Raw genomic sequence first — 25,477 nt, forward strand, 5'->3', positions numbered from 1 at the left:
ATGAATGAAAAAAAGAAAGATTCCAATGCGTAAATCTGTTGTTTCGGGAGAAATGAAGCCTAAAAAAGAGCTGATTCGTATCACGCGCTCGAAGGACGGTGCCGTAGCAATCGATCCATCAGGGAAACTTCCTGGGAGAGGAGCTTATGTGGCATTGGAACCAGAAGAGGTTAAAAAAGCGTGGGAGAATAAAATCCTGGATCGTGTCCTTGAAACCTCACTGACTGATGAATTTTATCAAGAATTATTCGATTATGTTGAACACCAAAAAGCACGTAAAGAGCTGTTCAGCAATGAATAAAGAAAAAATATTGAATTTACTTGGATTAGCGATGAGAGCAGGAAAATTAATTACCGGTGAAGAACTAACGGTGAAAGATATCCAACGTTCAAAAACGAAGCTGGTTTTTGTTGCGTCTGATGCAAGTGAAAATACCAAAAAGAAAATTAAGGACAAATGTTCTTACTATAATATTTCCTGGAATGATGACCTGCAGCAGGCAGAGCTTAGTCACGCAATTGGCAGAAAACGAATGGTCGTTGGCATTAATGATCTGGGATTTGCTAATAAGTTCAAGGAATTAATGAAAGGCTAGGAAGGTGATTGCATGGGAAAAAAAAGAATATACGAATTAGCCAAAGAAATGAGCCAGTCAAGTAAAGATGTAGTCAATAAAGCACACGAACTGGGAATAGACGTAAAAAATCATATGGGGGCGATTAATACGGATGACGAAAAGAAAATCCGCAGTGCTTTTGCACCAAAAAGCGGAACAACGAGTGCGCCCAAGCAACCAGTTAATCAAGAGCCGAACAGGCAGCAAGGAAGATTAGACAAACAGATGACACAAACAACAAATAACTCACAAAAACCAAATAGCAGCAATGCACATCGTCCACAAGGACAAGGTCAAAGTCAGCAAAGACCAAATAACAACACAAATCGTCCGCAAGGGCAAGGTCAGCAAAGACCAAATAACAACACAAATCGTCCGCAAGGGCAAGGTCAGCAAAGACCAAACAATAATGCGAATCGTCCACAGGGACAAGGTCAGCAAAGACCAAACAACAATTCAAATCGTCCACAGGGACAAGGTCAACAAAGACCAAACAATAATGCGAATCGTCCGCAAGGACAAGGTCAACAAAGACCGAACAATAATGCAAATCGTCCACAGGGACAAGGTCAACAAAGACCAAACAATAATACGAATCGTCCACAGGGACAACAGAGCCAAGGTCAGCAAAGACCGGCAAGCAGCAATACTCGCCCGCAAGGACAGCAGGGACAAGGGCAACAAGGCGGTCAAAATCGCTCAAATACAGGCGGCTACGGTAATCAAAACAGAAACAATAGTTTTGGTGGCGGTGGACAAAATAGAGGCCGCAACAACTACAATAATCAAAACCGTAACAAATTCAATAAAAAAGGGAAAAAAGGCAAATATCAGGAATCAACAAAACCACCTGTACCAGCTAGAAAGTTCAAAGAGCTGCCTGAAGTATTAGAATATACTGAAGGAATGAATGTAGCGGATATTGCGAAGAAAATCTATCGTGAACCTGCAGAAATCATCAAGAAATTATTCATGATGGGTGTCATGGTTAATCAAAACCAGTCTCTGGACAAAGATACAATTGAATTGTTGGCTGTAGATTACGGCATTGAACCAAAAGAAAAAATTCAGCTTGATATTGCAGACATTGATAAATTCTTCGAGCCAGAAGCACTTACGGAAGAAAATCTAGTAACTCGTCCGCCAGTAGTAACTATCATGGGACACGTTGACCATGGTAAAACAACTCTTTTGGACACTTTAAGAAATTCCCGTGTAACTTCAGGTGAAGCCGGCGGAATTACACAGCATATTGGTGCTTATCAGATTGAGATTGACGGCAAGCCAATTACTTTCCTTGATACACCAGGTCACTCGGCGTTTACAAGTATGCGTGCCCGCGGTGCCAGCATCACGGATATTACAATCCTTGTTGTCGCTGCAGATGATGGTGTAATGCCGCAGACAGTGGAAGCAATTAACCATGCCAAAGCTGCAAAAGTACCGATTATCGTTGCTGTGAACAAAATTGATAAACCAGGAGCAAATCCTGATCATGTTAAACAAGCTTTATCTGAACATGAGCTGATTCCAGAAGAGTGGGGCGGCGATACCATCTTCGTGAATATCTCGGCGAAATTCAATCAGAACATTGATGAGCTGCTGGAAAATATTTTATTAGTTGCTGAAATGGAAGATTTGAAGGCTGATCCGACACAGCATGCCATCGGTACAGTTATTGAAGCACGTCTTGATAAAGGAAAAGGTTCTGTGGCAACATTGCTGGTACAGCAGGGAACACTGCGTGTTGGGGATCCAATTGTTGTAGGAAATACCTATGGCCGTGTTCGTGTAATGACGAATGATATCGGCCGCAGAGACAAAGAGGCCGGACCGGCTACACCAGTAGAAATTACTGGATTGAATGATGTGCCTCAGGCTGGTGACCGTTTTGCTGTTTTAGATGATGAGAAAACTGCTCGTCAGGCTGGTGAAGAAAGAGCAAAACGCGCTTTAGTGGAGCAACGCTCTGTTAACAGCCGTGTGACATTGGACAACTTGTTTGAAAGCTTGAAAGAAGGCGAACTGAAAGAAGTTAACGTCATTATTAAAGCAGACGTACAAGGATCAGCGGAAGCATTGGCTGCCAGTCTGCAGAAAATTGATGTTGAAGGCGTACGGGTGAAAATCGTTCACTCAGCGGTTGGTGCGATTAATGAGAGTGATGTTACACTTGCTGCTGCAAGTAATGCCATCATCATCGGATTTAATGTGCGTCCAACTCCTCAGGCTAAACAACAGGCTTCTCAGGAAGAGGTAGACATTCGTCTGCACCGAATCATTTATAACGCAATTGATGAAATTGAAACGGCAATGAAAGGTCTGCTTGATCCGGAATTCGAAGAAAAAATTACTGGACAAATGATTGTTCGTGAGCTGTATAAAGTTTCTAAGGTTGGTACGATTGCCGGCTGTTACGTAACAGAGGGCTTAATCCGCAGAGAGAGCGGTGTTCGTGTGATCCGTGATGGCATCGTTATTTACGACGGCAACCTTTCTAGCTTGAAACGATTTAAAGATGATGTGAAAGAAGTAAAACTAGGATTTGAATGTGGAGCGATGATCGAAAACTTCAATGATTTGAAGGTAGACGATGTCATTGAAGGCTTCGTAATGGAAGAAATCAAACGCAGCTGATGAATTCTGCTTTACAAGAGTGAAGAAAGTCTTAGTTTAAGTAGAACGGCTTAAAAATAAGACTTCTGCAACTTCACAAGTGAAAAGGAGGAGAACAAATGGCTAACTACCGGGACCGGCGTGTGGGACAGGAAATTTTAAGAGAAATCAATGATATTCTTAGAAAACGCGTTAGAGATCCCCGTGTCCAGGACATCACCATTACAGATGTTCGTGTGACGGGAGATCTTCAGCAGGCAAAAATTTACTATAGTTTATTGTCAGATCTTGCCTCTGATCAACAAAAAGCCCAAGAAGGACTAGACAAAGCGAAGGGCCTGATTCGTAAAGAATTAGGACAGCGTCTAACTCTTTATAAAACGCCAGAGCTGATTTTTGAAAAAGATGAATCAGTCGCTTATGGGAATCATATTGATGAACTGATTAGAAAACTAAATCAAGGCGAATAGATGAGCCAAAAAAGACACATTGCCAAAGCAGTGTGTCTTTTTCATTAAGTTTAAATATATATTTTTCTAATAATCCGGCTAGTAAACTGTCAGCGCTGTTTCAAAAGAATGAAACTATGTCGATTTTCAGAGAGCCTCACTGGAATGATTCTGCCTGAAATGAACTTATAACTTCATAGGTAAGAAGCATTTAAGAAATACGTTTATGTATTACTTTCAGGCTCCGGCTGTCAGATTTTTTGACATTTTCACGCAAAGAATATTATCTTCCAGAAATGTTCCGGATTTCTTTGTATAACCAAGTTTTTCAAAGAAAGGAACTACGTTGATTTCAGCAGATAAAGTTGAAGTTTTAAAGCCTTCGCTCGCTGCTTTCTCTTCCAAAGCTTTAATTAGCTTACTACCCATTCCTTTTCTTCTATAGTCTTCATGTACACATAGACGATCAGGCACAATAATTTCTTCTTCATCCATCTGATAACGGACAGCACCAACGATATCGCGGCCATCATACAAGACAAAGTATTTACGGTCAGGTGTATCAAGACGGTTAAATTCATCTTCAATAGAAATATGCTGCTCTTTAACGAATACTTCATATCTAAGTGCAAAAGCTGCGGCTTGATTCCATCGTTCATTTCCAAAATGTAGTTTCATAGTTTTCCTCCATGTTTCTATAATAAAAATTTGATTCAGTGGTATACTTATAATAACAGATTTGAAGGAGAAATACGAGGAGGTTCTTGCTAGTGTTCATGGAACAATTAGAGTGGATAAATTGGAAAAAGCTGTCAGATAAAGTGAAACAGTCATTATTTCAGGAAATATTACTTTATCATGTTCATCCAATGACTGAAATAAGAGATATTCGTTTAAAGGATTTTGAGCTGTATGGCATCAAATGCCGAACCTTTGAATTGGAGATAGATGGAGAGACCTTTGTTTTTATTCCTGGAAACAAGGAGGCGATTCTTGGTTGGGACTTGGGAGCAGAAGGCTTACGTAGTCACGAATTGTTGGGATCCGATTTATCAGATATGGAAAATCACACGTTTAAAACTGACTTGAATCAAAAGGATATAGCAGATGCATCAGCTTGGATTGAAGCAGAGGAGTCATATGATTTTACTTGTCTTGAAGGAATCAGTCTTTATATAAATGACCATACAAGTTTACTTAGAAAGAAACAGATACCGCCAATGCTAGTACAAAAATATGCGTTGCCGGCTGGTGCAGCGATATTAGGAATTTTAAACACAGTTACTGGTTCATTCAGAGGAGAGGTGGAAGCCTTTCTTCCTTATGAAGAAGAGATTACGGAGAAATTATTTCCGCCCTTGTCTGCACTGGAAAGTATTTCCTGGGAATTTCCAAAGTCTATTCATAAAAAGAACCGCTATTATTTGGAGTTTGTACCAACAACGGATTCATATCTGGTCTATTCTATTCAGGAATGTACACATGGGGAGTTAAAGCGGAGATTGAACCAGAAAGGTTTTGGCTTGCTTTCAGAAGATCAGTGGGAATTTGCAGCAGGTGCTGGTACAAGAAGACTTTTTCGTTGGGGCAACGAGCTTTTGGTTCCGCCGAATACCTCAGGGCGACAGATTATTGAGAAGATAAACGGGCCAAATATGTTTGGTCTTGTCATTGATAACCATAGTAATAGATACGAACTGACCAAAGAAGGGGTGAAGCTGGAACGGCAGCGTCCAAAAGGATCACTGATTGAAAATATTCTGCCGTTATCCACTTACTATCAGCCAAAGCATTTTATCGAAGCAGAGCAGATTCTCAGTCCGGATATTTATTTGTATAGAAAGGCAATTAAGATTGAAACAGATTCATATAAATATTGACTTTTTTACTGATATTCCTTATACTTTGAGGAGAAATCTAAAGGTCATCTTTGTGGTTCCCTTTGTATACAGAAAGTTTTTCATAGCTGAGAGAAAAACAACAAATAACCAGATTGGCTCCCTTTGGAAATATTTCAGTAGAAATGCTGACGCAACTCTGCGTTATAGAGCTTAAGAGGTAATGATAAACATCATTGCAATCAAGGTGGTACCGCGACTTGTCGTCCTTGACTGCGATGGTGTTTTTGCATGTTCTACACAGTTTACGGAGTAAACTGATGTAGAACAGCATCAGACCGCTCGCTAAGAGCGGAGTGAAACCTTGAATCCTTGAAACAATGGCAAAGCTAAAAGTAAAAGAGAAAAACACTGATTAAAGCCATTCATCTACACAGTTTACAAAGTAAACTGATGTAGAACAATATCAGACCGCTCGCTAAGAGCGGAGTGAAACCTTGAATCCTTGAACAATGGCAAAGCTAAAAGTAAAAGAGAAAAACACTGATTAAAGCTATTCATCTACACAGTTTACGAAGTAAACTGATGTAGAACAGCATCAGACCGCTCGCTAAGAGCGGAGTGAAACCTTGAATCCTTGAAGCAATGGCAAAGCTAAAAGCAAAAGAGAGAAACACTGATTAAGGCCATTCATCTACACAGTTTACGGAGTAAACTGATGTAGAACAATATCAGGCCGCTCGCTAAGAGCGGAGTGAAACCTTGAATCCTTGAAACAATGGCAAAGCTAAAAGTAAAAGAGAAAAACACTGATTAAAGCCATTCATCTACACAGTTTACAAAGTAAACTGATGTAGAACAATATCAGACCGCTCGCTAAGAGCGGAGTGAAACCTTGAATTACTGAAGCACTTCTGCTGCCGGCGCGTTCAAAAGAGGCTGGTACATTAAGCTGCTATAAATCGATTAACAAGTAAAAGTCGCATGAAACAAAGTATATAACTTATTAAGAAAGCGGGAAAATAGCATGAAACAATTATCAAGTAGTCAGGTCCGTCAAATGTATTTAGACTTTTTCAAATCAAAAAATCATTCAATTGAACCAAGTGCTTCTTTAGTACCAGTTAATGATCCTACTTTGCTTTGGATTAATTCAGGAGTAGCAACTTTAAAAAAATATTTTGATGGTTCGGTCGTTCCTGAAAATCCACGGATTACAAATGCACAAAAATCTATTCGTACAAATGATATTGAAAATGTTGGGAAAACAGCTCGTCATCATACGATGTTTGAAATGATGGGGAATTTTTCAATTGGAGACTATTTCAAAACAGAAGCGATTCACTGGGCTTGGGAATTTTTGACTTCTCCCGAATGGATTGGCTTTGACCCAGAAAAATTATATGTAACTGTCTATCCAAAAGATACTGAAGCTAAAAGAATTTGGCTAGAGGAAGTTGGGTTGCCGGAAGACCATGTTGTAGATGTGGAGGATAACTTCTGGGATATTGGTGCAGGTCCTTGTGGTCCTGACTCAGAGATCTTTTATGACCGGGGAGAAGACTTTTTAGATGTAGCTGAAGATGATCCGGAAAATTATCCAGGTGGAGAAAATGAACGTTATCTGGAAATCTGGAATTTAGTATTTTCGGAGTTTAATCATCAGGCAGATGGCTCTTACGAACCACTTCCACATAAAAACATTGATACGGGGATGGGACTTGAGCGGATGGTATCTATCATTCAGGATGCACCAACCAATTTCGAGACAGATTTATTTATGCCGATTATTCACGCGGTTGAAGGACTAAGCAAGTCAGCGAAATACGGCGAGAATTCACAGACAGATATTTCATTTAAAGTAATTTCTGATCATATTCGGGCTTTAGCTTTTGCTATTGGAGATGGTGCGCTGCCGTCTAACGAAGGTCGGGGCTATGTTTTAAGACGGTTACTGCGCCGCGCAGTTATGCATGGTAAAAAGCTGGGAATCAATGAAGCTTTCCTATACAAGCTAGTACCTGTGGTTGGAGAAATCATGGTCAGTTATTATCCGGAAGTACTGCAAAACAAAGAATTCATTGAAAAAGTAGTTCGCACAGAGGAAGAACGGTTCCACGAAACAATTAATGAGGGACTGGATATTCTTAATCAGGTGATTGAAACAGTTAAAGCTTCTAATAAGGATACATTGAGTGGGAAAGATATCTTTAAGCTATATGATACGTACGGCTTCCCTGTAGAATTGACAGAAGAAGTGGCTGAAGATGAAGGACTAAAAGTTGATCATGTTGGATTTGAAGAGGAGATGACTATTCAGCGGGAACGTGCTCGTTCTGCCCGCAGCAAAGAATTCTCTATGGGTGTTCAATCTGCCGTATTGACAGATATTAAAGTAGCAAGCAAGTTCGTTGGATATGAAAATTTACAAATTGAAAGTAAGCTGCTGGTTATTTTAAAAGAAGAAGAAATTATTGATGAAGCTTCTGAAGGAACTGTTCAGGTGATTTTTGCGGAAACACCGTTTTATGCTGAAATGGGTGGACAAGTTGCCGATCATGGTACGATTGAAGATGAGAGCGGCATCGTTGGTCACGTTGTGAATGTACAAAAGGCGCCAAACGGTCAGTTTCTTCATACTGTGGAATTAACAGGTAAGTTGACTGAAGGCAACAGCTATCAGCTGAAAGTAGATAAGAAAATGCGCAGCCGTATTTTGAAAAATCATACAGCAACACATTTACTGCATAGAGCGTTGAAGGATATTCTGGGAGATCATGCAAATCAAGCTGGTTCGCTGGTAGCGCCGGGACATCTGCGTTTTGACTTTACCCATTTCGGTCAAGTGACAAGTGAAGAGCTTACTCAAATGGAAGCAATTGTTAATGAAAAAATCTGGGAAGCAATCCCAGTGGAAACGATTGAAACGGATATTGATACAGCTAAAAATATGGGAGCGATGGCTCTGTTTGGCGAGAAATACGGAAAAGAAGTTCGTGTAGTTAATATTGGTGGTTACTCTATTGAGCTTTGCGGAGGAACTCACGTGGCGAATACAGAAGACATCGGTATTTTCAAAATTGTTTCCGAATCTGGAATTGGGGCAGGGGTTCGAAGAATCGAAGCTGTGACAAGTAAAGAAGCCTATGAACTGATGAATGAAGAAGAACAGCAGCTGAAGGCGATTGCCGGAATTGTGAAATCACCTCAGCTAAAAGAAGTTGTTTCTAAAACAGAACAGCTTCAGCAGCAGCTGCGCGAACTGCAGAAAGAAAATGAGCAGTTAGCCGGAAAACTGGCAAATCAACAAGCTGGCGATGTATTTAAGGATATCAAAGAGGTTAATGGTACGACCTATATTGCCGCTCAGGTGAATGTTAAGGATATGAATCAACTGCGTCAGCTAGCAGATCAGTGGAAACAAAAAGAACTTTCTGATGTATTGGTTCTGGCGACAGCTCAAGGCGAAAAAGTGAGTTTATTAGCAGCAATATCTAAAAATGCTAATGATAAAGGGCTAAAGGCCGGAGATTTAATCAAAGTCATTGCTCCGAAAGTTGGCGGCGGCGGCGGCGGACGTCCGGACATGGCACAGGCTGGAGGGAAAAATCCAGCTGGTATTTCAGCAGCACTTAGTGAAGTGGCTGTTTGGCTGGAAAAATAAATAAAATAGATAGAGGTTGTGACAGAAGTGTTCAGCTTCAAGCAATAAGGAGGAAATTCCGAAAATTGTTCCACAAATTTTTGCGAATTTCCGCCTTATTGTCGAAGAAGTTACTTCTGAAACACCGTTTATCCGGGTTTAAGGGACTGAGGCATACTAATGTCACAGCCCCTATTTTTTATTTTAATTTTCTAGTTATAATAAACCTGAAAAATTGCTGAGAAATTAGCAAGAAGAATCAAGAAATGAATCAATTTTGAGTCAGTACCGTTACCTATGATGACTGTTTTTTTTTGCTTTTTTTCGTATAACTTCGTGATAAAAATCATAAATTAATACAACTATTAGAAAATGTCTAAATTGAAAATCAATATATTTTCAAAAAAAAATTTTTTTTTGTAAAGTAAGTAGTGAAACCAAGTCGTAAGGGGAGGAATTTAATATGAAAAATCGGCTTATTTACAGTTTCATGGCAGTACTTATTTTTTTACAATACCTGACGCCGTTACCGGCTATTGCACAAGAGCTGGCAAAAGCAAACAGTTCAGATTTAACGCTGTCCAGTCTGTCTGTGAATAATGAAACACAAGACAGTGTTGAGCTGAAAGTAGCAGGAAATGTCTCAAATGAACAGGATGAACCGCTGACCAAAGTATTAAGTCCAGCAGTTTCCGCCAGTTTGAAGGCTCAAGGGGCCGGGATTGCTTCAGGAAGTGCTCAGGTTTCTTATACTGTTGGAGAAAACGGAATTGAGCTAACCATTCCTGCAAAGACACAGGGAACGTTTGCTGCTGTCTTTTCTGTCGAAAAGCAAGCATTAGATGCTAGTGGTACATTTGCTTTAACCAGTGAGAATCAGCAAGTCTCTGTGGAGCTTCCTATTCAGGAAAGCACAAGTGAGTCCTCCTCTAGTACAGCGGCAGAGGTATCAGAAACACCTGCAACGACAGAAAGCAGTAGTTCTGAAATAAAAGAATCAACAACACAAACTACAGAAGCTTCGGATAGTCCAGACAAAGCAGCAAAAGCTGATGCCGGAACAGATATTCGAACATATTTTACTGATGAGCCGAAAACTATTTTGACAGGTTCTTCACTAAAATATCTTGATAGTGAAGGAAACGAGATTCAACCGCCTGTTCCAGTTGATACAACAGTCGTGATTCATTATGACTGGGAAATACCAGAAAATGTTCGTAAGCAAATTAAACCAGGAGATTATTTTGAATTCAACCTGCCGGAGCCGCTGGATGTTAAGACTCTGCCGCAAGGTGGAGATTTAAAGAATGAAGATGGTGAGACGTATGCAACATATACGATAGATGAAAATGGTAAGGTTACAATGATTTTCAATGAGAATGTTACGGATGAAATAGATATCAATGGGACATTTGATTTCGAGAGCATCTTTGATAAGACCGTCGTTACTGAGCCAGGAGATGTAGTAGTGACATTTCCAGCAGAGGATAATCTACCTCCTATCGAAGTTCCGGTGAAGCCGAATACAGATACGTCTATTAGTAAAGCTGGTAAGTTTAATAAAACACCTAATCCTAGCAGTGTTACTTGGACTGTGGATATTAATCAGGCAATGAATGAGCTGACAAATCCCCAAGTCACTGAGACCTGGCCGGATGGATTAACCTATTCTTCTGTTAAAGTCTATAAGCTGGTAATGAATCTTGACGGTACAGTTTCTCGTGTAGGAGAGGAGTTAACCGCACCTGATCAATATACAGTCGATGAAAATGGCAATGTTACAATTTTAGGGGATACTTCCGATGCATATCGCGTGGAGTATGTTACAACTATCGATGATGATGCCATTCCAAATGAGGGCGGCCCCGTGGAATTTAATAATCAGGCCAATTTATCAGATGATAATGATCCGACAAAAATACCTGCGGAAGCATCTGTTACGACCACATACGGAAAGATGGTAACAAAAAATCAAACAGGCTATAATCCGTCAAATCAGGAGTTTTCATGGAGTATTGATTACAACTATGGTGAAAAGCATGTAAATCAGACGGACGCAGTTATTACAGATACAATGAGTGATAATATGGATCTTGTAGATGATTCGCTTGTGATTTATCCAATTACTTTTTCAGCAGATGGGAAGGAGCAGAAAGGCACGCCTTTGGCCTCGCCTGAAGATTATGTGCTTGTACCCAATCCAAATGGTTCCGGATTTGTGGTTCAGTTTACTCATGATGTGGATCAGGCCTACAAAATTGAATACAAAACAAAAGTAAATGGTTTGGTCACTGATGATACGGCTGTTGATAATAAAGTGCAAACTCATACTGGTGAAGAATCTGGCGGGAACGGAAATGCTGTTCAGCAGAATATCATTAAAAAACTTGGTGATGTAAATTACAGTAGTCAGACCGCCAAATATTCTCTTGAAATCAACGGTAATCACTATCCAATGCACGACTTAACTGTTCATGATACGTTTAATCCGGTTCCTGGAATGAGACTAGCTACTGTTGGCGGAGATGTTCCAGGCTATCAGCTGACTATTGATTCTTCTTCAGGCGACAGGCTAGTTGAAGGAGAAGATTATATTATAACGGTCAATTCTTTGGACGGAAAAAGTGATTACGGGTTTGATATTGTCTTTATTAACGATTACGCAGACACCAGTGAGTCATTTACAGTGAACTATACGACTATTTTTGATATTAGTGTCATCGATCCTCGTAATCCGTCACTCGACCATTTTTTAAACAATGTAGATGTGACGTGGAAGGACAATAATGGTGATTCTCATGATTCCAATGATAAAAATGAATTTAAACCGCTGCCGGGATTTTCATACAACGCAGAAAAATCGGGTGTATATAATGCTCAGACAAAAGAGATTACTTGGACGATTAATGTTAATCTAAGTCAGAATCAACTGATAGATGCCTTTTTGAATGATCCGATAACTGGGAATCAGCAGTATATTCCAAATTCAATTAAGGTGTACGATGGGTTTACAGAACCAGATGGAACCGTTGTGAGAGAAAATGATGTAACACAAGATGGCGGACTAACGATTTTGGAACCGAATAATAACGGAAATATCCTCCACATTGATTTTCCTTCGACTCAGCGAACGTATGTCATTGAATTTAAGACATCTGTTGAAGGTCAAGTCGTCAATGGTGCTCATACCTATGATAATGTTGCGACTTATAAAAATGATGATGAAAGCCGTGAAGTAACAGGGAATGTGTCAATTAAAAACGGCGGTTCCCATATTCAAAAGAATGGAAAACAGGACACTACAGACCCCAATTATATGTTGTGGGATTTAACAATTAATCCAAGTCAGTCTACACTGGATGATGTAGTGGTTCATGACTATCCATCCAATAATCAAGTGGTTGACAGAGAGTCTATCAAGCTTTATGAAACATTTGTTGCCACAGATGGTACCGTGACTGTTGACCATGGCAAGCCGTTACTTGAGGGTGTGGACTACTCGGTGGAGTTAATAACAGATAATGTAACGGGAAATCAGGAGATTCAGGTCAGCTTTCTGCATCAAATTAAGACAGCTTATGTAATGGAATACCGCTCTTTAATCAGCTCATCTGCTACTGGTAATATAGATACAGTGAGTAATAGAGCAACAATTGACGGAACGGGATCTGAAATAGTTCATCAGGAAATCAACAAAAATGTGACTGTTCAAATTGATCATAGCGGAGGAAGTGCTTCTGGAACAAAAGGAAGTATTACGCTTCAAAAAACGACTGAGAAGAACATGATATTGCCTGGTGTTCACTTCCAATTATGGGACATCAATAAAACACAGATTCTTCGTGAAGGAGATACAGATAATAGCGGGAAAATAACTTTTGGAAATTTGAAGCTGGGAGACTATCTTCTGGTTGAAACGATTGCTCCTGATGGTTATACGATTCCAGACGATTTAGTTACAGGACGAGTAATCACTATTTCTCAAGAATCCAGCCAAGTATCCGCCCAACCGCAGCAAATTATCAACCAGAAATCAAAAGTATTTTTGAAAAAGACAGGTGAAAACGGCAGTTTATTAGCAGGAGCGCAGTTCAAGCTGGAAAGAAAATTTGGCGATGTTTGGCTGCCAGCGACAGCGGACAGTACGTTGACAACAAATAGTCAGGGAATTTTGGAAATAGATGGCCTGCTTCCCGGGATCTATCAATTGATTGAAACAAAAGCTCCTGATGGCTACTTGCTGGATGCTTCACCAATTGAATTTACTGTTGTAAAAAATGAAAACAATCAGGTACCAACGGTGAATTTAACCATGACCAACTATCAAGGTGCAGCGCAGCTGCAAAAAGTATCAGCTGAAGGACAACCATTAGCAGGAGCACAGTTTAATGTGGTAGATGCTAATGGAAAAGCAGTGAATTCAACTCCGTTGATTTCCGATGCACAAGGAGTCATCACTGTAGAAAATCTGGCACCCGGGGACTATAAGTTCGTCGAAATCAAAGCACCGACAGACTATATTTTGAATACAAAAGAATATCCATTTACCGTAGCTTCAGAAGCTACTGGCAAACCGGAAATAGTGGATGTTGGTTCAGCGGTGAATTATCAAGGAGCGGCCTCTTTACTAAAAGTTAATGGAGTAGGCGATGTTCTGGCGGGAGCGGAATTTGATGTTTATAAGAGTAATGGTCAAAAGGTAAATACAGTTCCTTTAGTTTCTGCTGGAGATGGAAAAGTAAAAATTGACCATCTGGCACCAGGTGATTATTATTTCAAAGAAACGAAAGCTCCTGACGGCTATATTTTAAATACTGAAACCTATTCATTTACAGTTGCAGCTCAAAATAATGGCGAGCTGAATGAAATAACAGTTGGTCAGGCAGTCAACTACACTGGCAGCGCGGAACTAACCAAGATTAATGGTCAGGGAGATAAGCTGCAGGGAGCTGAGTTCGCTGTTTATGACGAAAGTGGAACATTAATCACTGCTACACCGATTGTGTCAGACGAAAATGGGCTGGTTCATATAAATGGACTAGCACCAGGCAGATACTACTTTAAAGAAACAAAAGCACCATTAGACGATGATGGACGTCCTTATGTTATTAATGACTATCCTGTTTACTTTACCGTACCAGACGCTGCGGCAGGTCAGCCTGAGGTATTGGAATTAGGCGACTTCCAAAATTTTAAAGGAAAAATTTCTTTAACGAAGGAAGGGGAAGCTGCTCAAACAATTGCCGGCGCAGAATTCACTATTTATCGTTCTAATGATCAAAACGAAGAAGTAGCTGTACGAGTGGTGACTGCTAGTGAAGACGGTGTAATCGACATTGAAGGTCTTCCGGCTGGAAGCTATAAAATTATTGAAACAAAGGCACCAGCAGGCTATATCATTAATGCCCAGCCAATCTATTTTGTCGTCGCACCAGATTCTGAAAATGATCCTGTCATCGATCCTGTAGTCGTGCCAAACTATCAAGTTTCAATTGAAGCAATGAAGATTGATGGAAGCAGCAATCAGCCGATTCGGGGATTGGCCGGTGCAGAGTTTGACGTACTGAATGGAGATGGCTCGCCATTAACGGCAGATCAGCCTATCTTTGATGCAGACGGTGCGCCAATAACCATAGAGAATAAATTGACTTCTGATGAGAATGGCAAAATCTTTGCTGCTGGTTTTGCTGCCGGAACGTATCAGCTAGTGGAAACGAAAGCACCTGACGGTTATATTCTTGACCGTACACCAATCTTTTTCACTGTTGAAAATCAGTTAGGAAAACCTGAAACATTGACCATTTCCTTAGGTAATATCAATAATTATCAAGGGAAATTTGCAGTAAAAAAAGTTGATGAACACAATAAGCCTTTAAAAGGCGGAGTTTTCCACATTGAAAATGCAGCAGGGGAGAAACAAACGGTCATTGATTTCTTAGGCAATTCAGTGACAGAACTGTCTGCTAATGATTTAGGGATTATTAGTGGTTCCGGACTTGCTCCAGGCAGCTATCAGCTGATTGAAGACGAAGCGCCGGCCGGCTTTATCAAGAATACAAATCCGTTGTCCTTTACAATTGATAAGGAGGCAGTTGGTGCGCCAACCATAGAAAACGGCGGTCTCTTTTCAGGAACCTATGTTAATTATCAGGGAGCTGCTCAGCTTACTAAAGTAAATGAATCAGGACAAAGCTTAGCAGATGCGGTATTCACTCTCTTTGATAAAAATGGTAGTAAACTGGCTGATTATGTATCTGATGCTGATGGACGGGTTCATTTTACTAATCTGGCGCCAGGTGAATATACTGTGAAGGAAACGAAAGCACCTGCTGGGTATCAACTTAGTAAGGACCCCGTAGTATTCACAGTTTCTGCCAGCGCAGCAGATAAGCCTGAACAGATAGAACTGGGACAATTTAAGAACAACCGAATACCGGAAAAACCATCCAATCCCATGCATCCGTCAACCTCAAAACCAAAAGGTAGATTAGCTAATCTAGGCTCCTTAGTCAATAATACCTGGCTGTATGCCGGAGTAGTGATTATTGCGGCAGCAGCAGGAACAGCTGTTTACCGATATAGAAAATCCAAAAAGGATAAACTTTAAATAAATAAGAAATGGACTGGTGATTGGTCAATCATCGGTCCGTTTTTTTTAGCAGCTGAATGGAGCAGTGATTTTCTTGTTGAGGTTTGGAAATAGTTTTTCTATATTGATGTTACAAAAGATTTTATTAGATGGATAGTGGACACCATCTGTTTATTCAGTCAATGAACAGATGACTAAGACAGTGCCATCTGCTACGTTTAATAAAAAAGATTTTTGTTTGCTATAGAGATTTTTTGGAGGATTTATACAGGTGAAATTTACACTTCTGAATAGACCTCTGTTATAATGTTTGGTGGAGGAATCAAACAATGAATGAAAATCAATTATCAAAACGTTTAGAGCGTGTAGGGACGCTTATTCCTGTCGGCAGTCGTCTGGCAGATATAGGCTCTGATCATGCTTATTTACCTGTGGCGTTAATGCTTCAGGGGAAGTTGGAATTTGCTGTGGCGGGTGAAGTAGTTAAAGGCCCTTACGAGTCAGCTGTAAGCCAAGTTCGAAAAAGCGGCCTGACCGAAAAAATTGTTGTCCGATTGGCAGATGGATTAGATGCGGTCGAAAAAGAAGATCAAATCAATGCAGTTTCTATTTGCGGTATGGGGGGTATCTTGATTAGGGATATCTTAGAAAAGGGTCGAGTGGCGAATAGAATAAATGGAAACGAAAGATTGATTCTGCAGCCTAATGTGGGAGAAAAGGGGCTGCGTAGTTGGCTAATGCTGCATGACTACACAATTCTTGCAGAAGATATTTTAGAAGAAAACCAGAAAATATATGAAATCATTGTTGCTGAGAAAGGAACTTCATTTCATGACTATACAGAGGATGAGCTGTTGTTCGGACCTGTTTTACTTCAGAAAAAAGGAGAAATCTTCCTGAAAAAATGGTCTCGGGAAGTTAAACAGCGGGAATATGTCCTGAAGCAGCTGGAAAATTCAAAGACTGATCAGCAGGAAAAAATTGCTGAGCTAAAGCAGGAAATTAAGCAAATTCGGGAGGTGCTTTAAAGTGACACTTAATGGAAATGAGTTTATCCAATATTTTGATGCATATTGCCCGCAGTGGTTAGCTGAAGCTGACGATCCAGTGGGGCTTCATATTGGAACATTAAATAAAGAATTATCTACGATTATGGTGACGTTAGATGTTCGGCCAGAGGTCGTCGCAGAAGCAATCGAAAAGAATGTGGATTTAATCATAGCTAAGCATCCGCCTATTTTTCGTCCAGCCAAGCGTCTGAGTCTGGACCAGCCTCAAACAAAAATGTATGCAGACCTTTTGAAGCATGATATTGCTGTATTTGCGGCGCATACAAATTTAGATATCATAGAGAATGGTTTAAATGATTGGTTTTGTGAGAAATTATCAATTGAAAATACAACATATTTAACCAAAACCCATACGGTCCACTATAAAAAGCTTGCTGTTTTTGTTCCAGTCGATGCAGCGTCGGAAATGAGGTTAGCTTTAGGGAAAGCGGGAGCAGGACTTCAGGGAAACTATCAAAATACGAGCTACTCCTTAATTGGTACCGGACGCTTTACACCAGTAGAAGGGGCACACCCTGCAATTGGCGAAGTGGGCGTGGAAGAAAGTGTTCAGGAAGCAAAAATAGAAGTAATTTTTCCTGAGACGATTGAAGCTGAAGTCGTGAAGGCTATGAGACAAGCTCATCCATATGAGGAACCAGCTTTTGATATTTTCAAAATTGATAATAGAACGAAGGATTTTGGCTTGGGGCGAATTGGTGAGCTAACAGAAGCTATCCCTTTAAAATCATTTATTGAAAGAGTTAAAGAAAGCTTTAATCTTGATGGATTACGGCTGATTGGCACTGATACAGATGAAGAACGGCTGATTCGCCGTATAGCGATTTGCGGCGGCAGTGGAGAGAAGTTTTATCCAGATGCGTTGAAAAAAGGCGCAGATGTTTATATTACCGGCGATGTTTATTACCATACCGCTCACGACATGGAGGCAGAGGGCCTGACAGTTATCGATCCAGGCCATCATATTGAAGTGCTTTGTGTTTCAAAGTTGGTCAAACTATTCAATCAGTGGAAAAAAGACTATAATTGGGATGTGGCTGTCATAGAATCAACAGTAGATACAAACCCATTTAAATTAAGATAGGAGCAATGAACTATGTACGAAAATCTATTACCTCGTTTTTTACGTTATGTAAAAACAGAAACAAGATCTAATCCGGAAAGCACCACAACCCCATCAACTGAAACGCAAATTGCGTTTGCTCATACATTGAAAAAGGAATTAGAAGAACTGGGCATGACAGATGTGATCTACAATGACAAAAATGGCTTTGTAATCGCAACATTACCAGCTAATACCGATAAAGATGTTCGGACGATTGGTTTTATTGCACATATGGATACGGCTGATTTCAACGCGGTAAATGTAAATCCTCAGATTGTTGAAAACTATGATGGAGAATCTACAATTAAGCTGGATGAAGCAGGAAAATATACTTTAAATACAAAAGACTTTCCCAACTTGAAAAACTATACAGGTCAAACCCTTATTACAACTGATGGAACAACTCTGTTGGGTGCGGATGATAAGTCAGGAATTGCGGAAATCATGACTGCAATGGAGATTCTAATTAAAAATCCTTCAATTAAACACGGGACTATCAGAGTTGCTTTTGGTCCAGATGAGGAAATCGGCGTTGGTGCAGACAAATTTGATGTTGCCCAGTTTAACGTAGATTTTGCCTATACAATGGATGGCGGACCTGTAGGCGAGCTGCAGTTTGAAACGTTTAATGCTGCTCAGGCTGAGATTACTATTCATGGGAAAAACGTTCATCCTGGTACAGCTAAAGATACAATGATTAATGCGCTGCAGCTAGCTATTGATTTTCATAATGAACTGCCGGCTGACGAAGTTCCGGAAAAAACAGACGGTGCTGAGGGTTTCTATCATCTGTTGTTTTTGAATGGCGTACCGGAAGAAGCAAAAATGACGTATATCATTAGAGATCATGATCGAGACAAATTTGAAGCCCGTAAAAAGAAAATTACTGAAATTCAACGTAGACTGAACGCTTCCTTTGATCAGGAACGCGTAGAAGTTACTATGTTTGATCAATACTACAACATGAAGGAAGTCATTGAAAAAGACATGAGTATTATCGAACTGGCTAAGCAAGCGATGATTGAGCTGGAAATCAAACCGCTAATTGAGCCAATTCGAGGCGGTACGGATGGCTCAAAAATTTCTTATCTGGGTACACCAACACCGAATATTTTTGCCGGCGGAGAAAATATGCATGGCCGATTTGAATTTGTTTCTTTACAGGCAATGGAAAAAGCGACCGATGTTATTGTGAAAATCGCTGAGCTAAATGCAAAATAAGCTGAAGTAAAAACCATATTTCAATTGGGACTGGGGCGATATTCTCTATTAATGCTCCAGTCCAATTTTTCTGAGGAGGGATAAACGATGAAGAACATCATGATTTTATTCAATAGTACTTCTGGACAGGATCAGGGGAAGGATATCGCTGAGCAGTTTAAGCGTTATGCTCAGAAAAAGCAGGCTGATTTAGTTTGTTTACTTCAGGAAATTGGCCCGGAAATTGATGATCAAAAGGTTGTCGCAGAAGCAGAGAAGCAACAGATTGATACCTTAGTAATCATTGGCGGCGATGGAACAATCAATAAAATGGTCGCTGCCTTTAGAGAACGTCTTTCTGATTTAACATTGGGGATTCTTCCCGGGGGAACGGTAAATAACATGGCACAGGCGCTAAATATTCCAACCGATTTTTCTGCTGCTTTTGATATTATTTTAGCTGGTCATACCCGAAAAGTTGATTATGGTAAAATCGGTAGTAAGAGTATTGTCAGCACAATGACAATTGGAATTCTAGCAGATACCGCTGCTCAGATTACCCAAAAAGAGAAACAGAAATACGGCAAATTTATTTTTGTAAAAAACTTTTTCAGGCTATTAGCTAAGAAAAAACGGTATGATTTAGAAATAACGATTGATGAGAAGGAATGGCGGGGAAAAACGCAGCTTTTAGCTGTTGTTATGACAAATTCTGTTGGCGGTTACCGAAACTTTGATACAGCTGCAAAACCAGATGACGGATTGTTTCATTTAATCATTCTGCCGCAGATTAATACATTTAAGCTGATTGGCTATCTGCCAAAAATCATACTGGGAAAAATAAGTGAACTGCCTGAGATGGATTATCTGACAGGAAGTCATATTCAGATAAAAAATCACAAGCAGGGAGAAAAAATAGTAACCAGGGTCGACGGCGATCCATGTGATGATTTGCCTGTAGAGCTTACGATGGTTAAACAGGGTCTAACTATCTTTGCTCCAAGCGAAGAATGAGTTGATTAAGGCTATATTCAACGTAAGTAAAGGCAGCTAAACTTTTTCTAATCACAACAAAGGTTTAAAATGGCAGGGAAGAGAAGAGGTGACAGACCGTAGTGTCAATTGAAGTTAAGCTGTTAGGAATTTATCTGGCAGGAATTAATCTTTATGTGTTGTTCATGATGTATTATGATAAACAACAAGCAAAAAAACGGGAATGGCGTGTATCGGAAAGCCGGATACTGGCTGCTGGTTTTTTAGGCGGCGGCCCGGCGGGACTGTTAAGTCAACAGCTTTTCCATCATAAAACTAGAAAGTTTAGATTTTACCTGATATTTGGTCTAGGAACAATTGGATGTATAGCAGCTATCTATTATAGTAGTAAGTATTTTTAAGGGGAGAAATCATGAAAAACAATACTGTGCTGAAAATCATTTTTAACATTCTCTTAATGTTGCTGATGATTGGCGTCGTTGTTTATGTGATAGACAATTCATTAGGCGATATTATTGCTCAGCTTTTGGAAACAAGTCTGCTTGTAGCCGTGCTGGTTGTTGGCCTGGGAGTTGTATATCAAATGGTAGAAGGACGGTCAATCCGCGAAATAGCAGTGAATTTTCAGCCCAAGTTTACCTCGAAGGATGGTTTTTTCGCTTCGTGTTATGTAGCATTTTATAGGATTATTTCGTTTGGGACAGGGACATTGGTCTCAGAAGTATTATTTTACCGAAAAAAAGGGTTAGCTGTTTCTCAAGGGATGGGCGTCACTGCTCTTCATATGATTATGTATAAGCTGGCTGTTGTATTCTGGGCAGTAATAGGACTTATTTTTCAATTTTCATATCTTTATACCCATTCACCAAAGATGATTCCTTTTATAGTCATCGGAATGATTATTACTTTTGTGATTATTTTTGTAATTATGGTTTTATCGGTTAGTATTAAGCTTCAAGTTGTTTTGACCGTTTGGGCGAGTAAGCATATTAAGCGGCAGAAGCTGAGAGACTGGGTGGATAAATGCAATCTTCAGATTTATTCATTAAGAGACACCATGCAGACGATTGTCAAGGACCGCTCAGCAGTTCTGCGCATATTCCTTTGGAATGCAGCAAAAGTTTTTATTTGGCTGGTGATTCCCTATGTAGCACTGGTAGAAGCACACCCGCTCATTGATTTTATCCAGACGTGGGCGTTTACAAGCTTTGCAATTGTGTTGTCTGGGGTAATCCCTACGCCTGCGGGAATAGGTTCCTTTGAATTTGTTTATCTACTATTGTTTAAACCGCTGGTTGGTACTGTAGATGCAGTTTCTTCACTGCTGCTGTACCGCTTCAGCAGCTTCGTCCTACCGTTTTTACTGGGTATGGTATATGTCATTATGGAAAAGCGCAAGAAGATTAAAGAAGAAATCATAGCTGTCAGGGATGAATCAAGCTCTTCAGAGTAATTTTCAATAGAAAAAAAAGAAGTCTTTTTCTATTGATTTGTTTCGGATAAAAATTATGTGTTATACTTAGAGACATACTAGGGGAGTCATTGTGACTGAGATGTTCATTCGAACGGACCCTTTGAACCTGTGAGTTGATACTCGCGTAGGGAAGTAGTCTAAAGAATAGAATACGATATTTTAGACTCTTCAAAATGGTTCCGTACATTCTGAAGGGTTTTTCTGTTTTTTCGGCCTTCTTCTCAAAAAAGTATGGGGAGGAACAGCATGAGATTTACAACAGAACTAAGAACACAAGCAGACGTAATTTGGGAAAAAAGTAAGAAGCACAGGTTTTTGAAGGAGCTTCAAAGCGGGACGCTTGCTCCGGAAATTTTCCGTTTCTATTTGATTCAGGATAGATACTACCTAGAACAGTTTGCCCGTATCCATCAAGCTGCTGCTGATTTAACTGCAGATTCAGCGATTCAAGCATTATTTTTATCGGGGGTTAAAGGATTGGAGGAAGCAGAAATCGCTGTACGGGAGGATTTCTTTGGAGAACTGGAAATTACTGAAGAAGAAATTCGAACCACACGGATTGCACCCACAGCTTATCACTATACTGCTCATATGTATAGTGAATTATCCACTGGCAGTACCGCTCGGACAGCGGCAGCTTTATTGCCTTGTTACTGGCTGTATCAGGAGGTTGGGGAGGAGCTGGCTGGAAGTGGTTCCTCCAATCCTTTATACCAGCGCTGGATTGACACTTACAATAGCGAGGGGTACAAGGAGGCAGTTGATAATCAAAAAGAGCTAACAGAGCGGCTCGCACTTCAGGCCAATAAGCAAGAGCGCGAGGCAATGAAACAAGGCTTTTTAATCAGTAGTTATCAGGAATGGAAGTTTTGGGAAATGGCTTATACTCTTGAAAGATGGGAGGAAAGTCCATGTATCCATATTATTTAATTGAAGAAATTCGAGAAAAAAATCCGCTGATTCATAATATAACTAATATAGTGGTGGCTAACGATTCTGCCAATGGCCTACTGGCAGTTGGGGCCTCTCCTTTTATGTCGGCGAGCAGTGAAGAAATGATGGAAGTAGCAGAGATTGCAGATGCCACTGTTCTAAATACAGGAACTCTCTCAGTCAGCCAGTTAGCGGCAATGAAAATTGTTGGAAAACGAGCCAACCAATTGATGAAACCGGTAATAATTGATCCGGTCGGTGTTGGGGCTACTTCTTTTCGAAAAGAGCAAATCATGCTGCTTTTAGCTGAAGTACAGCCAACACTAATTCGCGGAAATGCTGGTGAGATTGCTGCTTTAGCTGGAATGGGCTGGCAAAGTAAGGGGGTAGATGCAGGCTCTGGCTCAGCAGATATAGTAGCTGCTGCAGAACAGACTGCAAAAAACTATGCGTCTCTGGTTGCTGTTAGCGGTGAAACAGATATTATCACCGATGGACAGATGACTTATATTGTTGAGAATGGAACGCCTTTTTTTACAACAATGACAGGAGCAGGGTGTCTATTGTCCTGCTTATGCGGTGCTTTCCTATCGGTGAGTAAAGAAGATCAGTTGGAGGCCGTATTGGCAGCTCATGCTGGTTATGCCATTGCTGGAGAGCGAACTTCTGATAAATTATCAGGCTTGGCAGTCGGCAGCTTTAGAACAGGACTGCTGGATGAGCTTTCAGCATTGAACGAAGAAACGATTAGTCGTTCAGCAAGAGTTAGGAGGAAAGCATAATGAACAAAACGATTCAGTCCTTAACTATTGCAGGCTTTGACAGCGGCGGCGGTGCAGGTTTACAAGCTGATTTGAAAACATTTCAGGAGCGTTTTGTCTTTGGGACCTCGGTTCTGACTGCATTGCCCATTCAAAATACCCAAGGTGTAAAATCTGTTTACGACATCCCGTTGACAGCTATAAAAGAACAGTTGGCAGTTATTCAGGAAGATTTTGTAATATCTGCAGTCAAGACGGGAATGCTTTTTACTGCAGACATTATCAAACTGACCGCAGAATTTTTAAAGACGGCTGACTTTGGTCCATTGGTGATTGATCCGGTGATGATTGCTAAAAGCGGTCATGCGCTTTTAAAAGAGACTGCTGTAAAAGCATTAATTGAAGAACTTCTGCCGCTTGCAGAGATTATTACGCCAAATATTCCGGAAGCAGAGACAATCAGCGGATTTCCAATTACCTCTAAGGCAGAAATGGTTCATGCTGGGAAAATCATTCAACAGCAGGGCGCCAAAAATGTCGTGGTAAAAGGTGGTCATCACATTGAGGGGAAAGAATCTTCGGATTTACTGCTTTTGGAAAATGGAGAAATTAAATGGCTGTCAGCTCCCCGGATTAATACAAAAAAGACCCATGGAACCGGCTGTACATTTTCAGCGTGTATCACGGCGGAGCTAGCGAAGAAGCAGTCTGTAAAGAAAGCAGTTATTATTGCAAAAGCATTTATTCAGGCAGCGATTGAAGATAGTATTGATGTAGGGAAAGGGAATGGTCCAACGAATCATTGGGCATACCGAAAGGTGGAAAAGCATGATGGCAGCTGGTAATTTCCTTGAAGTTTATCTAATTGCGGGAACTCAGGATGTTGTTTCCGGTTCATTGCCTACGTTATTAAAAAAAGCGCTGAAGGCTGGGATTACTTGCTTTCAATACCGTGAAAAAGGGAAGGGAAGCCTTGTTGAGTATGAACAAAGAAAAGAGATGGCGCTAATTTGTCGTAATCTCTGTCGGCAATACAACGTTCCTTTTCTGATTAATGATGATGTAGCTCTTGCTGTAGATGTCTTAGCAGATGGGGTTCATGTGGGACAAGAGGATAAAAATATCCAAGAGGTTCTGGCAATGTTTCCTAATAAAATCGTTGGTCTATCTTGTTATAATCAGCAGGAAATCGATGACGGAAATAAGCTAACGGATATTAGCTATTATGGTATTGGTCCTGTTTTTGGTACGATTTCAAAAGCAGATGCAAAGCCGCCAATCGGTGTGGAAAAACTAAGAATATTAGCTGAACGTTCGACAAAACCTGCCGTGGCAATTGGCGGGATTACTATAGAAAACGTTAAAGAAATACAGGCAGCAACGGTCGCTGGAGCAGCGGTTATTTCAGCAGTGACGCGATCTAACAATATTCAGAAAACCGTTGAAAAATTAAAAAAAGGAAGTGGAGACAAATGACACATCAAGGATCATGTTTATGTGGTAAGACAACATTCTCAATTAAAGAGGCAAGCTTAGAAGTATCTGCCTGTCACTGTGGGATGTGCAGACGCTGGACATCGGGACCGCTACTGTCGATTGAAGCTGGAAATTCAGAAAATATTACGTTTGACAATGAGGACAATATTGGGCGATATCAGTCTTCAGAATGGGCGGAGAGAGGTTTTTGTAAAAACTGTGGTTCGTCGCTCTTTTATCATGGACTGACAGATGACAGCTATTATATTCCTGTAGATTTGTTGAAGGATATAAACGGGGCTAAGCTGGTTTTGGAAATCATGTATGATAACAAACCAGATTATTACTGTTTTAGTAATGATACGAAAAAAATGACACAGGCAGATATTTATCAGCAGTTTGTTGAAGAAACAAGCGAATAGTTTTCAAGATGGGGCTGTGACATTAGTATGCCTCAGTCTTTTAAACCCGGATAAACGGTGTTTCAGAAGTAACTTCTTCGACAATAAGGCGGAACACTTCGGCACTGACCCCCAAGAATGAGAATATAAAAAAGAGGCACCTCCGTTGAATTTATTTTATATAATAAATTTAGCGGAGGTGCTTTTGATGAAGAAAAAAATGGCGTATTCTCTTGAAGTCAAAGAGAAAGTAATTGAATTGAAAATTGAAGGAAAGACAACAAAAGAGATACTAGAGCTGACAGGGGTTAA

At 40.3% G+C, this 25,477-nt stretch carries 19 protein-coding genes and 1 riboswitch; of the genes, 18 read left to right on the forward strand and 1 reads right to left on the reverse strand.

Annotation, left to right across the window (positions count from 1 at the left end):
* Positions 1 to 4: 4 nt before the first annotated feature.
* The 4 genes from rnpM to rbfA all read left to right on the forward strand — a co-directional run bounded on the left by rnpM (position 5) and on the right by rbfA (position 3,703).
* On the forward strand, positions 5 to 301 hold the full coding sequence (gene rnpM / locus AC1Z3K_RS05125) for an RNase P modulator RnpM (protein ID WP_426080773.1): 297 nt from the start codon (positions 5 to 7) through the stop codon (positions 299 to 301).
* Positions 294 to 596: a YlxQ-related RNA-binding protein gene (locus tag AC1Z3K_RS05130; protein WP_426080772.1), complete on the forward strand. Its 303-nt coding sequence runs from the start codon at positions 294 to 296 to the stop codon at positions 594 to 596. The genes rnpM and AC1Z3K_RS05130 overlap by 8 nt, the downstream gene beginning before the upstream one ends.
* Positions 597 to 608: 12 nt before the next feature.
* Entirely contained in the window at positions 609 to 3,254 is a 2,646-nt protein-coding gene (gene infB, locus AC1Z3K_RS05135) for a translation initiation factor IF-2 (protein ID WP_461732048.1), read from the forward strand.
* A 98-nt stretch (positions 3,255 to 3,352) separates the two neighbouring features.
* Positions 3,353 to 3,703 carry a 30S ribosome-binding factor RbfA gene (rbfA, locus tag AC1Z3K_RS05140; RefSeq protein ID WP_426080770.1) on the forward strand — a complete coding sequence of 117 codons (351 nt, stop codon included), beginning with the start codon at positions 3,353 to 3,355 and terminating at the stop codon, positions 3,701 to 3,703.
* A 216-nt stretch (positions 3,704 to 3,919) separates the two neighbouring features.
* Here rbfA and AC1Z3K_RS05145 read toward each other — a convergent pair whose 3' ends face one another.
* The gene (locus AC1Z3K_RS05145; protein WP_426080769.1) at positions 3,920 to 4,360 is read right to left on the reverse strand and encodes a GNAT family N-acetyltransferase; all 441 of its coding nucleotides are present in this window, start codon (positions 4,358 to 4,360) and stop codon (positions 3,920 to 3,922) included.
* Positions 4,361 to 4,458: 98 nt separating this feature from the next.
* Between AC1Z3K_RS05145 and AC1Z3K_RS05150 the strand changes: the two genes are divergently transcribed.
* The 14 genes from AC1Z3K_RS05150 to AC1Z3K_RS05215 all read left to right on the forward strand — a co-directional run bounded on the left by AC1Z3K_RS05150 (position 4,459) and on the right by AC1Z3K_RS05215 (position 25,186).
* Positions 4,459 to 5,562 carry a DUF7278 family profilin-like fold-containing protein gene (locus AC1Z3K_RS05150; RefSeq protein WP_461732049.1) on the forward strand — a complete coding sequence of 368 codons (1,104 nt, stop codon included), beginning with the start codon at positions 4,459 to 4,461 and terminating at the stop codon, positions 5,560 to 5,562.
* A gap of 985 nt (positions 5,563 to 6,547) precedes the next feature.
* The gene (gene alaS, locus AC1Z3K_RS05155; RefSeq protein WP_461732050.1) at positions 6,548 to 9,184 is read left to right on the forward strand and encodes an alanine--tRNA ligase; all 2,637 of its coding nucleotides are present in this window, start codon (positions 6,548 to 6,550) and stop codon (positions 9,182 to 9,184) included.
* Positions 9,185 to 9,626: 442 nt separating this feature from the next.
* Positions 9,627 to 15,770, forward strand: coding sequence for a SpaA isopeptide-forming pilin-related protein (locus tag AC1Z3K_RS05160; RefSeq protein WP_461732051.1), 6,144 nt, complete (start codon positions 9,627 to 9,629; stop codon positions 15,768 to 15,770).
* A 311-nt stretch (positions 15,771 to 16,081) separates the two neighbouring features.
* The gene (locus AC1Z3K_RS05165; RefSeq protein WP_461732052.1) at positions 16,082 to 16,780 is read left to right on the forward strand and encodes a tRNA (adenine(22)-N(1))-methyltransferase; all 699 of its coding nucleotides are present in this window, start codon (positions 16,082 to 16,084) and stop codon (positions 16,778 to 16,780) included.
* Position 16,781: 1 nt separating this feature from the next.
* On the forward strand, positions 16,782 to 17,906 hold the full coding sequence (locus AC1Z3K_RS05170; RefSeq protein ID WP_461732053.1) for a Nif3-like dinuclear metal center hexameric protein: 1,125 nt from the start codon (positions 16,782 to 16,784) through the stop codon (positions 17,904 to 17,906).
* 12 nt (positions 17,907 to 17,918) lie between these two features.
* Positions 17,919 to 19,148 carry a peptidase T gene (pepT, locus tag AC1Z3K_RS05175; protein WP_461732054.1) on the forward strand — a complete coding sequence of 410 codons (1,230 nt, stop codon included), beginning with the start codon at positions 17,919 to 17,921 and terminating at the stop codon, positions 19,146 to 19,148.
* An 87-nt stretch (positions 19,149 to 19,235) separates the two neighbouring features.
* A complete protein-coding gene (locus tag AC1Z3K_RS05180; RefSeq protein WP_461732055.1) occupies positions 19,236 to 20,141 on the forward strand; it encodes a diacylglycerol/lipid kinase family protein in 906 nt (301 codons plus the stop codon).
* 101 nt (positions 20,142 to 20,242) lie between these two features.
* Positions 20,243 to 20,521: a DUF1294 domain-containing protein gene (locus AC1Z3K_RS05185; protein ID WP_426080760.1), complete on the forward strand. Its 279-nt coding sequence runs from the start codon at positions 20,243 to 20,245 to the stop codon at positions 20,519 to 20,521.
* Between the two features lie 8 nt (positions 20,522 to 20,529).
* On the forward strand, positions 20,530 to 21,573 hold the full coding sequence (locus AC1Z3K_RS05190) for a lysylphosphatidylglycerol synthase transmembrane domain-containing protein (protein WP_461732067.1): 1,044 nt from the start codon (positions 20,530 to 20,532) through the stop codon (positions 21,571 to 21,573).
* A gap of 69 nt (positions 21,574 to 21,642) precedes the next feature.
* Positions 21,643 to 21,742, forward strand: a riboswitch (TPP riboswitch).
* A 98-nt stretch (positions 21,743 to 21,840) separates the two neighbouring features.
* Positions 21,841 to 22,524 (forward strand): thiaminase II, encoded by a 684-nt coding sequence (gene tenA, locus AC1Z3K_RS05195; protein WP_461732056.1) that lies wholly within the window; start codon positions 21,841 to 21,843, stop codon positions 22,522 to 22,524.
* On the forward strand, positions 22,506 to 23,309 hold the full coding sequence (gene thiM / locus AC1Z3K_RS05200; RefSeq protein WP_426080757.1) for a hydroxyethylthiazole kinase: 804 nt from the start codon (positions 22,506 to 22,508) through the stop codon (positions 23,307 to 23,309). The genes tenA and thiM overlap by 19 nt, the downstream gene beginning before the upstream one ends.
* Positions 23,309 to 24,133, forward strand: coding sequence for a bifunctional hydroxymethylpyrimidine kinase/phosphomethylpyrimidine kinase (gene thiD, locus AC1Z3K_RS05205; protein ID WP_461732057.1), 825 nt, complete (start codon positions 23,309 to 23,311; stop codon positions 24,131 to 24,133). Before thiM ends, thiD begins: the two co-directional genes overlap by 1 nt.
* Positions 24,117 to 24,764 carry a thiamine phosphate synthase gene (thiE, locus tag AC1Z3K_RS05210; RefSeq protein WP_426080755.1) on the forward strand — a complete coding sequence of 216 codons (648 nt, stop codon included), beginning with the start codon at positions 24,117 to 24,119 and terminating at the stop codon, positions 24,762 to 24,764. The genes thiD and thiE overlap by 17 nt, the downstream gene beginning before the upstream one ends.
* Positions 24,761 to 25,186 (forward strand): GFA family protein, encoded by a 426-nt coding sequence (locus tag AC1Z3K_RS05215; protein WP_426080754.1) that lies wholly within the window; start codon positions 24,761 to 24,763, stop codon positions 25,184 to 25,186. Before thiE ends, AC1Z3K_RS05215 begins: the two co-directional genes overlap by 4 nt.
* Positions 25,187 to 25,477: the final 291 nt, after the last annotated feature.

The organism is Enterococcus sp. LJL128 (genome assembly GCF_056924295.1).

Excerpts from the sequence above, each read along its gene's own strand:
- AC1Z3K_RS05160 (WP_461732051.1), top strand. The coding sequence starts at position 9,627 with ATGAAAAATCGGCTTATTTACAGTTTCATGGCAGTACTTATTTTTTTA.
- tenA (WP_461732056.1), top strand. The coding sequence starts at position 21,841 with ATGAGATTTACAACAGAACTAAGAACACAAGCAGACGTAATTTGGGAA.
- AC1Z3K_RS05150 (WP_461732049.1), top strand. The coding sequence starts at position 4,459 with ATGGAACAATTAGAGTGGATAAATTGGAAAAAGCTGTCAGATAAAGTG.
- pepT (WP_461732054.1), top strand. The coding sequence starts at position 17,919 with ATGTACGAAAATCTATTACCTCGTTTTTTACGTTATGTAAAAACAGAA.
- alaS (WP_461732050.1), top strand. The coding sequence starts at position 6,548 with ATGAAACAATTATCAAGTAGTCAGGTCCGTCAAATGTATTTAGACTTT.
- rnpM (WP_426080773.1), top strand. The coding sequence starts at position 5 with ATGAAAAAAAGAAAGATTCCAATGCGTAAATCTGTTGTTTCGGGAGAA.
- thiD (WP_461732057.1), top strand. The coding sequence starts at position 23,309 with ATGAACAAAACGATTCAGTCCTTAACTATTGCAGGCTTTGACAGCGGC.
- thiE (WP_426080755.1), top strand. The coding sequence starts at position 24,117 with ATGATGGCAGCTGGTAATTTCCTTGAAGTTTATCTAATTGCGGGAACT.
- infB (WP_461732048.1), top strand. The coding sequence starts at position 609 with ATGGGAAAAAAAAGAATATACGAATTAGCCAAAGAAATGAGCCAGTCA.
- AC1Z3K_RS05180 (WP_461732055.1), top strand. The coding sequence starts at position 19,236 with ATGAAGAACATCATGATTTTATTCAATAGTACTTCTGGACAGGATCAG.
- AC1Z3K_RS05145 (WP_426080769.1), bottom strand. The coding sequence starts at position 4,360 with ATGAAACTACATTTTGGAAATGAACGATGGAATCAAGCCGCAGCTTTT.
- rbfA (WP_426080770.1), top strand. The coding sequence starts at position 3,353 with ATGGCTAACTACCGGGACCGGCGTGTGGGACAGGAAATTTTAAGAGAA.
- AC1Z3K_RS05130 (WP_426080772.1), top strand. The coding sequence starts at position 294 with ATGAATAAAGAAAAAATATTGAATTTACTTGGATTAGCGATGAGAGCA.
- thiM (WP_426080757.1), top strand. The coding sequence starts at position 22,506 with ATGTATCCATATTATTTAATTGAAGAAATTCGAGAAAAAAATCCGCTG.
- AC1Z3K_RS05165 (WP_461732052.1), top strand. The coding sequence starts at position 16,082 with ATGAATGAAAATCAATTATCAAAACGTTTAGAGCGTGTAGGGACGCTT.
- AC1Z3K_RS05215 (WP_426080754.1), top strand. The coding sequence starts at position 24,761 with ATGACACATCAAGGATCATGTTTATGTGGTAAGACAACATTCTCAATT.